At 39.4% G+C, this 15004-nt stretch carries 18 protein-coding genes; 8 read left to right on the top strand and 10 right to left on the bottom strand.

Annotated features, from left to right (window positions below):
• Positions 1-175 precede the first annotated feature (175 nt).
• The 6 genes from HUW51_RS16390 to HUW51_RS16365 all read left to right on the top strand — a co-directional run bounded on the left by HUW51_RS16390 (position 176) and on the right by HUW51_RS16365 (position 5620).
• Positions 176-1252 carry a phytase gene (locus HUW51_RS16390; protein ID WP_228466687.1) on the top strand — a complete coding sequence of 359 codons (1077 nt, stop codon included), beginning with the start codon at positions 176-178 and terminating at the stop codon, positions 1250-1252.
• 211 nt (positions 1253-1463) lie between these two features.
• The gene (locus HUW51_RS16385; protein WP_185270703.1) at positions 1464-1847 is read left to right on the top strand and encodes a hypothetical protein; all 384 of its coding nucleotides are present in this window, start codon (positions 1464-1466) and stop codon (positions 1845-1847) included.
• Positions 1848-2276: 429 nt separating this feature from the next.
• On the top strand, positions 2277-2525 hold the full coding sequence (locus HUW51_RS16380; protein ID WP_185270702.1) for a hypothetical protein: 249 nt from the start codon (positions 2277-2279) through the stop codon (positions 2523-2525).
• 78 nt (positions 2526-2603) lie between these two features.
• Entirely contained in the window at positions 2604-3920 is a 1317-nt protein-coding gene (locus tag HUW51_RS16375) for a hemolysin family protein (protein WP_185270701.1), read from the top strand.
• 403 nt (positions 3921-4323) lie between these two features.
• On the top strand, positions 4324-4893 hold the full coding sequence (locus tag HUW51_RS16370) for a Crp/Fnr family transcriptional regulator (protein WP_185270700.1): 570 nt from the start codon (positions 4324-4326) through the stop codon (positions 4891-4893).
• A gap of 67 nt (positions 4894-4960) precedes the next feature.
• Complete coding sequence (locus HUW51_RS16365; protein ID WP_185270699.1) at positions 4961-5620, top strand: hypothetical protein; 660 nt, start codon at positions 4961-4963, stop codon at positions 5618-5620.
• A gap of 508 nt (positions 5621-6128) precedes the next feature.
• On the opposite strand, the gene HUW51_RS16360 is transcribed toward HUW51_RS16365, so the two are convergent.
• From HUW51_RS16360 to HUW51_RS16335, 6 genes are all read right to left on the bottom strand, one after another.
• Positions 6129-6782 (bottom strand): DUF4279 domain-containing protein, encoded by a 654-nt coding sequence (locus HUW51_RS16360; RefSeq protein WP_185270698.1) that lies wholly within the window; start codon positions 6780-6782, stop codon positions 6129-6131.
• Positions 6783-6950: 168 nt separating this feature from the next.
• A complete protein-coding gene (locus HUW51_RS16355; protein WP_185270697.1) occupies positions 6951-7874 on the bottom strand; it encodes a helix-turn-helix domain-containing protein in 924 nt (307 codons plus the stop codon).
• A complete protein-coding gene (locus HUW51_RS16350; RefSeq protein ID WP_228466685.1) occupies positions 7871-8293 on the bottom strand; it encodes a VOC family protein in 423 nt (140 codons plus the stop codon). Before HUW51_RS16350 ends, HUW51_RS16355 begins: the two co-directional genes overlap by 4 nt.
• A 216-nt stretch (positions 8294-8509) precedes the next feature.
• Entirely contained in the window at positions 8510-9046 is a 537-nt protein-coding gene (locus HUW51_RS16345; protein ID WP_185270696.1) for a hypothetical protein, read from the bottom strand.
• Positions 9043-9480 (bottom strand): hypothetical protein, encoded by a 438-nt coding sequence (locus tag HUW51_RS16340; protein ID WP_185270695.1) that lies wholly within the window; start codon positions 9478-9480, stop codon positions 9043-9045. The genes HUW51_RS16345 and HUW51_RS16340 overlap by 4 nt, the downstream gene beginning before the upstream one ends.
• An 8-nt stretch (positions 9481-9488) precedes the next feature.
• Positions 9489-10055 (bottom strand): hypothetical protein, encoded by a 567-nt coding sequence (locus tag HUW51_RS16335; protein WP_185270694.1) that lies wholly within the window; start codon positions 10053-10055, stop codon positions 9489-9491.
• A gap of 251 nt (positions 10056-10306) precedes the next feature.
• On the opposite strand from HUW51_RS16335, the gene HUW51_RS16330 reads away from it, so the two are divergent.
• Together HUW51_RS16330 and HUW51_RS16325 are read left to right on the top strand one after the other, a co-directional pair.
• Complete coding sequence (locus HUW51_RS16330; protein ID WP_185270693.1) at positions 10307-10624, top strand: hypothetical protein; 318 nt, start codon at positions 10307-10309, stop codon at positions 10622-10624.
• A 111-nt stretch (positions 10625-10735) separates the two neighbouring features.
• Positions 10736-11017: a GNAT family N-acetyltransferase gene (locus tag HUW51_RS16325; protein WP_185270692.1), complete on the top strand. Its 282-nt coding sequence runs from the start codon at positions 10736-10738 to the stop codon at positions 11015-11017.
• Positions 11018-11048: 31 nt separating this feature from the next.
• On the opposite strand, the gene HUW51_RS16320 is transcribed toward HUW51_RS16325, so the two are convergent.
• From HUW51_RS16320 to HUW51_RS16305, 4 genes are all read right to left on the bottom strand, one after another.
• Positions 11049-13583 (bottom strand): TonB-dependent receptor, encoded by a 2535-nt coding sequence (locus tag HUW51_RS16320; RefSeq protein ID WP_185270691.1) that lies wholly within the window; start codon positions 13581-13583, stop codon positions 11049-11051.
• Between the two features lie 30 nt (positions 13584-13613).
• On the bottom strand, positions 13614-13802 hold the full coding sequence (locus HUW51_RS16315) for a carboxypeptidase-like regulatory domain-containing protein (RefSeq protein ID WP_185270690.1): 189 nt from the start codon (positions 13800-13802) through the stop codon (positions 13614-13616).
• Between the two features lie 105 nt (positions 13803-13907).
• On the bottom strand, positions 13908-14261 hold the full coding sequence (locus HUW51_RS16310; RefSeq protein ID WP_185270689.1) for a winged helix-turn-helix domain-containing protein: 354 nt from the start codon (positions 14259-14261) through the stop codon (positions 13908-13910).
• Positions 14262-14472: 211 nt separating this feature from the next.
• Complete coding sequence (locus HUW51_RS16305) at positions 14473-15000, bottom strand: hypothetical protein (RefSeq protein ID WP_185270688.1); 528 nt, start codon at positions 14998-15000, stop codon at positions 14473-14475.
• Positions 15001-15004: the final 4 nt, after the last annotated feature.

The raw sequence follows: 15004 nt of genomic DNA, 5'->3' as shown, positions 1-15004 counted from the left end.
TATAATTATTAGCCCGGCTTAAATTTTTAAAAAACTTAGCCTTTTGATCCTATAAAACAATCCGATATCGGAAAGAGATAAAGCAACCCTTACCTTTTAAAGAAAATTTTAAAAAATTTAAAATTCAGCCTAAGCCTGCGCTATAAGTAAAAGGCAGCTGTTCTACAGTTAACCCGTGAATCAATACCGAATGCGCCTATCTTCTATTTTAATAATTACCTTATTCACCTTTGTATCATGCCAAAGCAGTCTGGCCCCTGTGCGGGAAGATGCCTTAAAACCAGTAGTTATAACCCAGCCAACTCCCCACGATACCGATGATCCGGCCATTTGGATAAACCGTTTAGATACCAGTAAAAGCCTGATCGTTGGCACCGATAAGGATACAGACGGAGGGCTTTATGTGTACAATCTAAAGGGAGAAATTGTACACAAAAGTATACCGTTGCAAAGACCCAATAACGTGGATGTAGCTTATGGCCTGGTTATAGGCGAAAAAAGTTACGATGTAGCCATCACCACCGAAAGAGAAACAAATAAGATCCGGATTTTTTCCCTTCCAGACTTGCAACCGCTGGACAATGGCGGCATTGAAGTTTTTGCCGGAGAAACCGAAAAAGACCCTATGGGTATTGCCATTTACACCCGACCCACCGACCAGGCAATTTTTGCGGTGGTAGGCCGTAAAAGTGGCCCATCCGGTTCTTACTTATGGCAATACAAAATTACGGATGCCGGCAACGGCCAAGCTACCGCCACGGTAGTGCGTAAATTTGGCAGCTTTAGCGTTAAAAAAGAAATTGAAGCCATTGCCGTAGATAATGAGCTCGGGTATATTTACTACAGCGATGAGCAAGTAGGTATTAAAAAATACCAAGCCGATCCGGATGCGAAAGATGATGCCGAGATCACTGTTTTTGGTAAAAAAGACTTTAAGGCCGACCACGAGGGCATTGCCATTTACAAAAAAACAAATACTACTGGTTATATTTTAGTATCTAATCAGCAGGCGAATACCTTTATGGTTTATCCGCGCGAAGGGTTTAACAACAACCCGAACACTTACCCCCTAATGGCCGAAATACCGGTATCTACCATTGAATGCGACGGAGCGGATGCGATACATGTTAATTTCGGTGGTAAATTCAGTAACGGTTTGTTTGTTGCGATGAGTAATGGCCGTACGTTTCACTTCTACGACTGGAACCATATTCAAAACCTGATCGACCAAAACTACGGCCTAAAGAAATAAGCCAACTAGCCCTTTACACTTTAGATAAATCCGGAAACTACCATCTTTTTTAAAAAACGCCTTAAGACCAATTTAAATATAGATTTTAAATTACGGTTAGTCGCCTTACTTCGACCAATCTGTTTTGGTAAGTGAATAATCTATACGTAAAACATTAATTTACTAAATTGGTAAAAAACTGCGCTTGTTATTTATACATTTACCAAATACGATGCAGCGACTTAGGTTTCACATATTGTTCCGTTGTTTCTGGTTGGTATTGGCTTGCCACATCCTTAACCTGAGTATTGATGCCCCGGATAATAGACCTGTTTCCGCAGCCGAAGATCTTACGTTTAACGACGTAGAGAGCGTCACGGAGTTAATTCTGGAGAATTGTTTGGGTATGCACAATGCAGTGGCAGAACACGATGAACCCGACGATCAAGGTGGCACCGGCTCAAATTTTAAAAAAATTGATTTTTTCTACCAACTAAGTACCTATCTCCCTCCCAATGCAGCGTACCAGCTTATTACCCGGGTATGTACAATCCAAACTGCTTCTTTCTATCTTTCTAAATATTTGCGAGTAATTAGTCCGCCACCGGAATTTTAAATTTCTTTCCTCCTCCAAAATTTTTTATCACAAGCCTTCAGTCCAACAGCTTTGGTAAGGCTCTTTTGCCAACATCTGTTAATTGGAGCTTAAAAAAAGATTCGGGCGCTATGCTAACTATATATGAACTTAGTAAGCTGCTGGTAAAAGCCTAACGGCGAACCAAGAACTATTGCTCCGACAACATAATCCTCCATCTATTATTCAGAAGTAAACCCTAAGCCAGACGAAAACCTGAATAATTTTCTGATTCAACAAAGCTATTTTCCGGCATCAGTTTTTTAAAATTTTGCCCGCTTTGGTTCGGAAGAGTACCGATCAGCCGTAGCCTTTCCACCGAAAGCATTTGCAACTTAATCTGCTTACCTGGGCAGCTGGGAAATATGGAGTATGTAAAATTTTTAATTGGCTTTAGCCGCCCATTAACTTATGACCCTTCCCGAATTTCAACAAAATTTAAAAGAAGACCAGGCCCATTTAATCTGGCAGCGCGGCAATTTTCTGCTAATGCGTAATTACGTAAAGCACCGGATATTACTTTACGATATGGGCTCCTTTTACGCCGAAATCTGGTACCACCTGCAATCCAATAAAATTGTAATCATCCGCAGCTTTAATAACATCTGTTTTTTAGAGCCTTACCTCGCTTTAATAGATTACCCGGACTTGACTCTATAAATAGCAGAACCAAGCCATTCTTTTATTTATACCCAAATTTTAAGTTTAATCGTTAAAGGCACATAGTTCTAAGCCAAAATGGAAATAGCCATCATTTTTATTTTAACCTTGCTCAACGGTTTTTTCGCCATTTCTGAAATCTCCATTATTTCTGTTCGTAAAAGTCGCGTGGAAGAAAAAGCCCAGCAGGGCAGTAAAAATGCCCGCGCTCTTTTACAATTAATTCAGGAACCGGAAGATTTTCTTTCAGCGGTTCAGGTGGGCATTACCCTAATTGGAATTATTTCGGGTGCTTACGGCGGCGCCGCCTTAACCGACGATATGCAAGGTTTATTAAGCCAGGTTTCTTTTTTAGCACCCTATGCCGATTGGTTAGCTCTGGTGTTAGTAATTGGCTCGATTACTTACTTTTCGATTGTTATCGGGGAATTAATCCCGAAAACGTTGGCTCTGGGCAATGCCGAGAAAATTGCTTTTCTGGTAGCTCCCATCATTAAAACGTTTACCTCTTTAACTTTGCCGCTGGTAAAAATTCTTTCGGTATCTACTAACCTGGTTATTCGCTTATTTGGCATTAAAGACTCTAGCGAAGATAAAATGTCAGAAGATGAATTAAGGCAGCTTATTAAAACCGCCGGGAAACAAGGCGTTATTCGCCGCGACGAAACAGAGCTGCACCAGAATATTTTTCAATACGCCAACCAAAAAGCTAAAAATTTAATGACCCACCGGCTCGATACCGAGTGGATTGATTTAAATGCTACTTTAGAAACTATTCAGGAAAAAATCAAACAAAGCGCCCACACCAAATTCCCGATCTGCGAAAACGACTTTAACAACGTGGTAGGTATTTTAGCCACCAAAGATTTTTACGAAAACTTAATGGTGCAGCACAAGCCTTTACTGGAAATTATAAAGCAGCCCATTTATGTGGCCGATACCATGTTTGCCCGGGATGTTTTAACTTTATTTAAAAAGCAAAAACAGTATTTAGGCATTGTGGTCGATGAATTTGGCGCTACCATTGGCATAATAACCTTGCATGATATCCTGGAAAGTATTGTGGGCGATATTCCGGATGTGGACGAAACCGATGAAGCCGACATTGTACCGCGCGACGAAAAATCTTACCTGGTAAACGGCGCTATTCCCATCTCGGATTTAAATAAAGCCTTAAAGCAAGCCTTAATCCCGGCGGCGGCTGCCGATTATACCACCTTGGCCGGTTTTATCATCTACCAATTAACCCGGTTGCCTAACACCGGAGAAAAGTTGGCATTTAATGGTTACGAAATGGAAATTGTGGATATGGATGGCAAACGCATTGATAAGGTAATCTTAACCAAATTAGAGGTTCCGGAAGATGAAATTCTTTATTCTGATACAATGATTTAACCTAGCAGGAAAAAGCAAGAAGTATTAGAGGATTTGCTATTGGTTGAACAGCCCATAACTTTTAAAATTTTGATAATATAAATATAACGGTAGTTTCAGGAGCTAATAAGGTATAAATAATTTTAATTTAAATCTTTTGTTTACGGTTGATTTGCATGAAATAACTTGTAAAAACTACCTGTTATCCCGCACAAAACTCAACTATTCTATGCTATTCATTTTTTAAATTTTCTTATTTCTGGCGCTTTAATTTTAAATAAAAACCGATTTACAAAAATTTGAATAATTAAAACCGGAGGCAGAATAGTAAACTCTTTTATTTTCGCTTAACCAGTTACAAAGGAACCCTTATAAAGTTTAATATAATCACAGCTATCCGCCAAGTATACACAGATCAATCAATATGATCAGGGCTAGTTTTATTGATTATGCCATCCGGCTTTCTCCACTCGATGCACCAGCAATGGCTGCTTTGCAAAATAATTTAGTAACAAAATCAGTCCTTAAGGGTGACTACTTATTGCGAGATGGTGAAGTTTGCAAACACCTGTATTTTATAAACGAAGGACTTACTAAAACTTTCTTTTTAAAAGAAGACAAAGAATTTATTATGCGTTTTTTTCCGGAGTACTCCATGTTTACGGTGCTGGATAGTTTTTTAACGCAAACCCCTTCGCTTTACTCCATTATAGCCTTAGAAGATACTTCTTTAACTTTCATATCCCATACTCATTTAGAAGAATTATGTAATAAGCATCATCGCATCGAAACATTTTTCAGAAAGTTAGTTTCTGTTGCTTCTATTAACATGATGAAACGCATTAGCGAAATGCTGGAAGAAAACGGAACTAAGAGCTATAACCACTTCTTAAGCGAGAACAAGCAACTTCTGCAACGAATTAGCTTAGGCGACCTGGCAAGTTATCTAGGCATTACTCAGGTTTCCTTAAGCCGGATCAGGGCTAAAAAATAGTTTTTAACATTTGTAAAATAATTCATCTTTTTTTCTTTGGAAGTTTAAAGGCACCAAAACTTAAGCCTTGAAAACTTCAAGAATTAACCAATTTTTTAATTTAACTGTCGCCGTTTGCCTCTGCATTTTAGCTCCTATTATAGGTTATTTAAAAATTGGGTTACCTCCGGTAATTATTGTGGGTGGCTCTGCTGTTGTCGGATTTGTGTGCTGGTATTTCACTTATTTTAAAAATCCGACAGATCCTAAAATCATATTACCCTTATTTGTATTAACGGTTGCTGCTTTGCAAATACATATTGTGGAAGAATACCAAATGGGGTTCGGACCTGCTATGAGCAGGTTATTTAACATTCCGTGGAGTGAAAAAAGTTTTTTATTGATTTTTGCTTTGATTGGTCCTACCATTTATACCTTAACCACCCTGGGCTTGTACTACAAAATACCACTAGCAGGTTTTGTGGCGTGGTTTATTTTTATTGGTCCGGGTGTAGCCGAATTCACCCATTTTATTTTCCCTTTATTAGAACCGCAAATCGATCCGGCAAATCCCCAGGATATTAGCAGGGTAATTAAAGGCGTAGAAATTGCTGCCATGCCGAACTACTATTACCAAACTACCGGCCATTATTACTTTGCAGGCCTCTATACCGCCGTATTACCAATGCTACCCGGAGTTTACGCCATTTTTCGTTTGATAAAAGATAAAAGACAAGCTAAACCTTAAATTCAGTGATAGTTACCCGTTAATATTAACATTTTTTTAAATTACTTATAATAAAAAGCTAGCTTTCATAAGGTTAGTCAAATCCAAAAATATCCATAAAGTTGATTAAACCCAATCTTAACATAGGTTAGCTGACCGTATGTTGCTACTTATTTCCAGTATTTGGTGGCACGCATTAAAATCTGTAATAATCAAAAATAGTGTTTCTTACATTGCTAACCCCCTTACCACAAAAATAGTGTTTCTTACATTGCTAACCCCCTTACCACAAAATCTTGATTGTGTGATTCGTTGAGGAACATCAAATAAATTGTTAAGTATTATCCCGATTTATCTTTCGATTTAATCTATTGCCTTAATATATTTAGGAATTGGTAAGATGTCTGTATATATTTCCCTTATTTTAATTAAAATTTAAAAATTAAAAATTTATTATTTGCTTACGTTTAGTACAAGCTGTGAGGCGCAGCCGGGTATGGCTTATGCACAAGATGAGCAGCCTTAATTTTTATTCTTTAAAGCTATTGCCACTGGCGTACAAATCAAAATCAATGAAAAGGTTAAGCTTTCCCATCCTTTGGATGCTTAAGCTATCAATGTACATTCCGCCGAGCATGCCGTTCCCATTATGAAAGTCCATTACAACGGTTATTCCACCATGGGCTTCTGCAACTAGCTGCCGAACTCCATCCGTGTCTTGCTCCAGAAAATCTAGGAGTTTACTAAGTTTGTTCTCAAATTCGTCTGGTTCCGGATTTGGCATAAATTCTATTGAGCTGAAATTGTAAGGCTGGTTTCCTGTTTTGCTCAAATCTCCTTTGCTCCAGCCATAAGTTGGCGACAAAGTTGTAAACGCTTTTAACTCATCCAAGGTAAATAAATCAGAGGTTACCCTGAAGTAAACCCGGTTGTATGATTCCGTTCCTACTCCAGTTACGGCTTTTTCTTTTAAATCTACATAAACAGCGAAGTGAAAGCACGCTCCAACAACCGGAATATAGACAATAGCTGTACCCGCTTCGCTATTTGTATTTACTTTGTCAATTTTTAACCTATCATCAATGGTAACGGGCTTATGTATTTCCAGATACTGCTGAGTAACACCTAGTATGGGGTTTTGAAGTTCTTCCGTAACTAAAAATATAATTTCTTCTTCCGACATTCTTTTATTTAATGTTGTTAAAAATCTTAAATATTGCCGAAGGCAAGGAATTAGCAATGTAAGATTTTTGAAAGTTATGCTGCTTCAATTAATAGATGGATAAAATTTTTGGTGTTATCAAATCAATGTTACCAGCACGGGCTTTTTGTTGGTCGTTGTTGTGGCTTGTTAATTAAACGATTGTCTAAATTCTAAAGGCGAAAAATTTGTTTTGGTTTTAAACAATTTACTGAATGATTGCAAATGTTCAAAACCTAACTGATACGCAATTTCGCTTACGGTTAAATTAGTTGTAGATAGTTTTTCCTTTGCTTTTTCAATCAGCTTTTTGTGAATGTGTTGCTGTGTTGTTTCTCCTGTTAAAACTTTCAATAACGCACCTAAATAATTGGGCGATACGTTTAACTTTCCGGAAACATATTGAACGGTTGGTAAGCCCTTCGAAATCAACTCCTCACTATTAAAATAATCGATCAAAAGTTTTTCCAACTGTTCTAAAATTTGATGGTTGGCTTTTTCTCTTGTGATAAACTGACGATTGTAAAATCGCTCAGAATAATTGAGTAAAGCTTCAATGTAAGAAATAATAATTTGCTTGCTGAATTTGTCAATATTCGTATGATATTCTTGCTGAATGTTGGCGATTATGCCATCAATTATTACTTCTTCTTTTTCGGAAAGGAACAAGGCTTCACTTACCGAATAATCAAAGAACTCGTATTGTTTAATGTTTCTGGCAAGCGGTGTGTTCCAAAGAAAATCGGGGTGAATGAGTAAAACCCATTTCCAACCGGATTGCTTTACCGTTTCGTTGGGATTATGTTCAATGCTGAAAACCTGATTGGGCGACATAAAAAACAGGGTTCCCTCGTTAAAGTCATATTCCTGCTGCCCATATTTAATTGTTCCCGTAAAATTTCTTTTTAACGAAATGGAGTATAAGTCAAGCACCAAACTTGAAATGGTATCGGGAAACTTTTGTACGTCTTCCAGGTTTACGATACTTATTAAAGGGTGTGCCGGTTTTGGCAAACCGCGCAATTGATGAAACTCGCTGATTGATTTTACCCGAAATGGCTGTTTATTTCTCATCTATTAAATTTGGCACCATCAAACTTTTTAATGGCTTCTTGGATAACGGGGGTAAAAAAATTAATAAGATTTCCGTCAGGGTCACGAAGCAAAAGCGATTTATTGCCCCAAGGCATTATTGTTGGTTCTTGAACAAGGTAAGGTTGAATAAAATCACGCAACCTTTCATAATCTTCATCTACGTTTAAGCTTTTAAACTCTATTATAGCCGAGCGATTTTGGGCTGCTTTAGCCACCTCATGGCCCCCAAAGAATTTCAAGGTGTTGGTGCTGCCGATAGCTAAAGTCGCCAATTCGGTTTTCAGTTCTGCAAAGTCAGGGGTGTATTGGATAGCAGATAACCCGGTAATTTTTTCGTAAAACGTTACTAAGCTATTAACATCAGCCGTAACTATTCGAATCGAGATAATGTTCATCATTCTTTTTTCTTTTTAATGATGCAAAAGTGCCACAACTGAAACAAACAAATTTAGCCAAATCAATTTTTAGTTTAGCCAAAAATGAGTTGTCGGGTTGGTGGTCGGTAGGCTTTGGTTGGTTTTTGTGAGGCGGTGATATCTGCAGCCGGTTAGCCTTGCTGGTAACCTACGAGGCATGCGGTGGCGTAGCTGCCGTTTAGGTGTGGTTAGGGGTAGTTATTCTTCTTTAAAATTGTAAGTAGCTCTTTTTAATATTCTAATAATTGAGCTGGGAGGCTTTATGTTCATGTGTTCAAACGTTACTAATTCTGGCCAGTCCCTATCTAATAAAGCATCAATTTTTTTTATCCAATCTAATTTATTTTCGATACTCATAGCTACTTCATAAAAGTGATTTCCAATAAACTCCTTAAATAAATAAGTACCGTAGACCAGATTAAATTCCAGATAATAATTACTAAAATTTTTAATTGATACTGTATAGTCTTTTAGTCTTCCGTCTTCTCCAAAAGTTCCCCATGCCATTTTTGCTAAAATATCAGGTCTAAAATGAACAAGACTTGAAGTTGCATAATAAAAGTATGTATATAATTCTTCGTATCCAGTTTTCTTAGCCATAACATAAACTGAAGGAAGAACCTTATAACCTTTTTTTAATTCTTGTTTCCTATCATTAGGCTTGTTTTTAACAAAATCAATTCTTGATTGAGGTATTAACTTTTGAGGTGAAAGAACTATTTGAGTAGGATTCACTTTTTAAGAAATTCGTGTTGGACTATTAAGCTTTTTTGAATTTCAAAGTTCAATTGAAAAGAAAGATAATCGTTCCTTTCAGCTTCACTTAAAGTATTTAAATAGGCCAAAATAATTAAATCCTCACAGATTCCTCTTAAAGTTGCCATCTGAAAGTAAGAAGATTCCGATGATTCTACTTGGCATGTAAATAAATTAAACTCTAAGCATTTCATAAATGCCCCTTTTACAACAAATTCTAGAACTGATTTCTCATTTAGCTCTCCTGGAATTTTATTGTCGACCCCTTCTTTAACAGCAAGATAAAACTCCTGGAAGGGCTTAAGGTATTTCTTCAGGTCTGTCACAATTTTCTTAATTACTCCTAACGTCTCTGCTAAACGACGGGCAAGGCCATAGGCCGAAGGCTGACGTTTAGCAGAGACGTTAGGCAAAGATGTTTTTAATAATAGACTTTTTTGGAAAAACAACCCTTATTCTCCCATTGCCCATTTTCAATTTTTTTGAATAATTCTACACATGACCAACCACATAGATTACCGCAATATAATTCAGTCTTCATTAATGCGTAATTCCTGTCTTTGCTGAACAGAGGTACTGAATAAATATAGTACTCATCCTTATTGTGCTCTGAATTCTTTGTTTTTTGGAACTCCTTTACTGTTTGCCATTCCTTTACCTTTAATCCAGAAATCTGCTCTTTGATGAACTCAAAGTCGGCTCTTGTTAAGAAATCAGCGAGAAGTGGGGCTTCACCATAGTTAAAGCTATAATTTCTTTTTTCACTAGGCGTCAAGGTTTTCCAACTTCCTAATTTTTTCAAAACGGAGTCGGGCTGGTATACTTCTTCCAATTTCCAGTTATTTATCTTCTGATTATATTTTCCTTTTGCCTGGTTGTGGATAAAGGCTGTTATTTCTATGTCATCAATAATTGATGAGTAAGTTTGGCCAAATGTTGATAGGCATGTTATGAGAAGGAGGAGCTGCGTAAGTATCAGATTTTTCATTTTTACATTTTTGCCTAACTACCAGATAAACGGAGTTATTCCATATCTTCCATATTTAGCTGGATAAACGGAGTAATTCCGGTTTTCTGCTTTATATTTCATTTATTTACTCCATCTATCCGCACAAAATATTCAACATCCGGAACAGTTTAACCAAATATACTATATTCAATTAAATCAATATATAATTACTACATAAAGCAGGCGTTCTTTTTTAAAAATAGTTTAACTTAGAGGTAAACCTTTTATGTTTGAAAAAGCTATTTTCTTTTCTCTTCGAAAACCTGCTGCAACTAATATACTTTATAGCCTTTGAGGCGGCTTTGTATTTTGGTTTGCAATACTTGTTGTTTAATCAGCCCTTTACCCAGGATACCAAAGACCCTACCATTGTGCCGCGTTGGGTAAATGTAATTTATTTTATTTTGCTTTACCTGGGTGTGGTAATTGGGGCCTTACTGGTGCTGAGCAACCTGGTGCCGCGGAAACACAAAAACCAGGTACTGCGGTGGTTCTGGTTATCGTTGGCTTTAATGCTGCCATTCTTAATTTTACTGATTAACCAGTAAGTTTATTGCTACCCAAAATGGCTATTTTTTAAAAAATTTATTTTTAGCCTACCTAAAACCTTTTAGCTTAAATCTGGTACTTACAAGGCATTATCGTAAATAGGCAAAACCATGGAAAATTACTCCGTTAAACATAACCCCGACGATCAAGAATTTACAATTGACATAAACGGCAGCAGCGGCGAATTAGCTTATTCCTTACCGCAGGACAAGGTCATTGATTTTTCGCATACCTACGTGGATGAAGAACTGCGCAACCAAGGTATAGCCAACGAATTAATTAAAACCGGTTTGCAATACGCCCAGGATAACAATTTTAAAGTAATTGCCTCGTGCCCGGCGGTATCGGCTTACATCCGGCGCCATCCGGAGTGGCAAAAACTTTTGCAGTAAAATCCATTAATTTTAAAAATGGAAGATTTTACTAACGCAAGAACTCATCAAACAGGAGCGTAACGTAATACATTGCCCCGATGGTGGGACCGGCTACCATTTGGTAATACTGGTGGTTAAGCACATTGCTGCCGCCCACTTTCACGAGTAATTTACTTTCCGGAATTTTTAAACTTACCTGGGCATCGAGGGTGTGGTATGCCGGAACCGTACCGGTACCCAGCGACGACTGCCACAAAAAACTGTTTTGCCAGTGCCAGGCTATATTAAAACCAAAATTTTTAAAAATTTGTGAATTCCCTAAACTCAGATTGGTAATCCAGGTGGGAGTATTAAAAGCTTCTTCCAGGCCGTCGTTCAGGGTTTTGCGGTAAAGTTTAGCCAGGCTGCCGTTGCCCGCCAGCGAGTAATTTTTATAAAACTGAAACCGGATGCCCACCGAAGAACCGTAATTAAAAACTGTACTCGTGGAATTAGTCCATAACCGGTACCGGTCTTGTTTTTGTTTGTCGTAGAGGTAAAAAGGAACAGAGTCGGTGGGCACACCGCGCTTAGCTATTTGGTTTACTTCTACTTGGGCAATAAAATTGCGGTAACTGTTAAAATAAAAATCAGCATCCAAGAACAAACGGTTATTCCGGCTTACACTTTTATAACCTACTTCCCAGGAGTTAATCCGTTCGGGTTGAATGTAATCGTAATTCGATTTTTTAAGTAAGCCCGCATTTTGGCGGATGGCTTCCGGAAGGGAAACTTGCTGTTGATTTACCTGTTGGTTAACGGCAGCCGAAAAAGCATCGATGGAAGTCCGGATATAGCTATCTTCAAAAATCCCCGCGGACATAACCGGCAAGCCGCCTACCCTTTTAACCCCACCGCTGTTTACATTCGAAAAAGCTTCGAACAACGACGGAAACCGGTAACCATTCTGGTACGAAAGCCGCAGAAAATGATTTTCCGTTAAAGTATATACCGAAGAAAATCGCGAGTTGAAAATACCTTTAAAGTATTCGTTTTGGTCGTAGCGCAAAGTGGCATTTACCTGCAAACGCTCCCGGAGAAACTTGCGCGAAAGCTGCACAAAACCGCCACCCTTCCGGTACAGTAAGTTATGTCCGGCTTCCCGGGGGTTAATAAAGTAATTTCCGTCCGGAAAAACGGAATACAAACGAAAGTCGCCGCCCACCAGCAAACGGGCAAATTTAAGCTGGTCGCTCAGGTCGTACTGTCCTTCGGTATGCAAAAGCGTGGCTTTGGTGCGCAACGCAGCTCCTACATCCCAGTTATTTATCTTAATTATTTGGTTCACTGCGCTGTCGTAGCGGCTAGTGCCAGGTTGGTAGCGGCCCTGGTCGGCCAAGGAACGGGCCAGGTGATGGCTTTCGGCTACCCCTAGCCCATTTTGCTGGCTATTCTCAAAATTTGTCCGGTAATCCCGAAACCACACTTCGTCGGTTTTAAAATGCTTATCCAGGTTTTCGGCCAGCGAACGGATATTATATGAATTGCCAGATAACTCCCGGGTTAGATAGGCTTTCCATTGCAGGGCTTTGCCTTGTAGTTGCACCACATGTTGATCAACGGTATAATCATCCAGCTTAAAACGATTGGTACGCTGGTATACGTTGTCCATTTCACCGGTGCGGTAACTATACAAAGCCTCTAATTGCGTGGTTAATCGGTAATGCAGCGCTACATCGGCTTTTAAATTTTGTAAAGTATAATCAGTAATATCTTTTTCATAGTAACCGGTTCGGGCTACCACGTAATTCTTCCCGTTTAAAGTCAGTGTCCGCCGGTTAGAACTTTCGTTACCGTACGAACTTACCGGGTCCAAAGCTGGATTATCAGCACCCAATAACTGGACGGAGGCATTCGCGTTAGGATTTAAATCGGTAGTTTGATGCGCAAACCAATCGTAGCCTTGCAGGTAAGATACATTTACCTTAAACGCTAAACGGTTATTAAGTGCTTTGGAATACCTGACAGCGCTTTCGGTTAACAAGTGAGCTGAGGTTTGTGCATCGTTTACATGGTTGATTCCGGTTCGTTGGTACACACTTAAGCCTTGGTATTCGAAAGGGTTTTTGGTAATAAAATGAACCAGTCCGTTTAGGGAGTTCATGCCGTATAAAGCCGAAGCCGTACCCGGAATTACTTCTACCCGCTCAATATCCAACTCGGTTGGGCCCGCCGCATTCGCAACAGACGCCCCTATTACTGGGGCCTGGTTATCGGCCCCGTCTACTAACTGCAGAAAACGTACATTGGTAGAGTTGGTAAAGCCGCGGGTGTTGGGCACCTTAAAACCTAGACTGGCCGTGGTCATTTGCACGCCTTTCGTGCTTTCCAAGGCATCAAAAAACGTGGGGGCCGGGGTTTGCCGGATGGCGCATTGATCGAGCTGTTCAATGGTAATCGGCGACTCTAAGCTTTTTTCCGTTACCCGCGAAGCCGTAATTACCACCTCATTGGTCAGCAAACTTTGGGGCTGCAAATAATACGTGCGATTACTTCGTTCCGTAATATTTTGTTCTATCTCCTGGTTACCCACTGACCGAAGCAAGAGCGTAAACGGAGTATTATGCCTGATTTTTTAAAAAAACTTCCCGTTAGCATTGGCGCTGGTGCCCGTTAACGTGCCTTTTAAAGTAACAATGGCAAAAGGTATGGACTGCTGCGTGGTAGCATCTACAACTTTACCCGCGAGTAAATAGCTATCCTGAGCGCGAATGATAAAAGTAACCAACAGAAGAAAAAGTAAGCCAAGAGTAAGGTGGCGCATAGGCGGATTTTAGATTATCCTACATCGTTATATTTTTAAAAATATAACAACCACCAAAAGTAATTAAACCCGTTATATTTTAAAATACATAGCGGAGATATTCTTCTACAAAGCTTTGTTTTCGTTTTCCAGGAAAGCCTGGAACCTGGCTTGCAACAATTTGTAGCTGCTGATGGCCTGTTCTCCGGCTTTAGTTACGTGAGCGCCGCCGCCTTTGGTACCGCCAGTTTGCGCTACTACCAGCGGATTTCGGGCTTGTTGATTCATGGACGCCACCAGATCCCAGGCTTTTTTGTACGACATTCCCATGGCTGCCGCCGCTTTAGATATAGAACCAAATTCCTGAATCTTTTCCAGCAGTTCAATCCGGCCGGGGCCCAGAAAACGGTCCTGGTCACTTTCGACCCACAAACGGCCACTCACACGAAAGGTAAAGTGCGGGGCAAATAAATCTTTCATGCCGGCAATTTACTGTTTAAATGATAAAGTGATTACGTTAGGAAGTAGCAACAGTTCATCTACGGCAAAAAGGCCCGCTTGTAAGGCGGGCCTTTACTTTAAAATAAACTCCAAGGCAAACTAAAAAGTAAATTATGGCTTTTCTATAGTAAGCCTGGATTAAGTTAAGCTGAAGCCCTTTTGGGACAAACGGTATTGGAGCTACACTTGCTTATTTGCCTGGTTCCGCAGAAAATTGATTTAACAAAGCATACTGAAATACGTCTGTTTCCACGATATACCGGCGAAATAATTTAAACCCTTGCTTTAGTATTTTGGCGAGTTTGCAAACTTCTGCTTTGCTCCATTCCGGGAAATAATAGTCTCCACTGGGATGCCCCAGAATAGGATCGCCCACAAAATCATTGTTGCCCCAAAATAGCTTATCGTAGATGCGATTGCGCAGCCGGGCGTGTTTGTCGCCGTTAAAGGTTAGCATTAAGGTATAGGCTACATCGGTAAACAAATTCCAGGCCGCCAAACAATCATTACAACTAATGTAGTCATCGGGTTCTTGCAACCATATTTCCACCGCATCTAAGTCGTGTAAAATAGGTTCTTCATTTTCAATTTTTAAATTCTTAGATGCGGCATAAATGGCTAAATCAATTTCGCTGGTAAAAACCGGAATCTGGCCTTGTTCATTTAACCAAACTTCTTCCGGCTCATCCACGTCGCCCGACTTGTATATCCATATCAAATAC

This window comes from Adhaeribacter swui (genome assembly GCF_014217805.1).
GTDB lineage: Bacteria > Bacteroidota > Bacteroidia > Cytophagales > Hymenobacteraceae > Adhaeribacter > Adhaeribacter swui.
The sequence above is the reverse complement of the archived record's forward strand: the minus strand, read 5'-3'. Positions and strand labels throughout refer to the sequence as shown.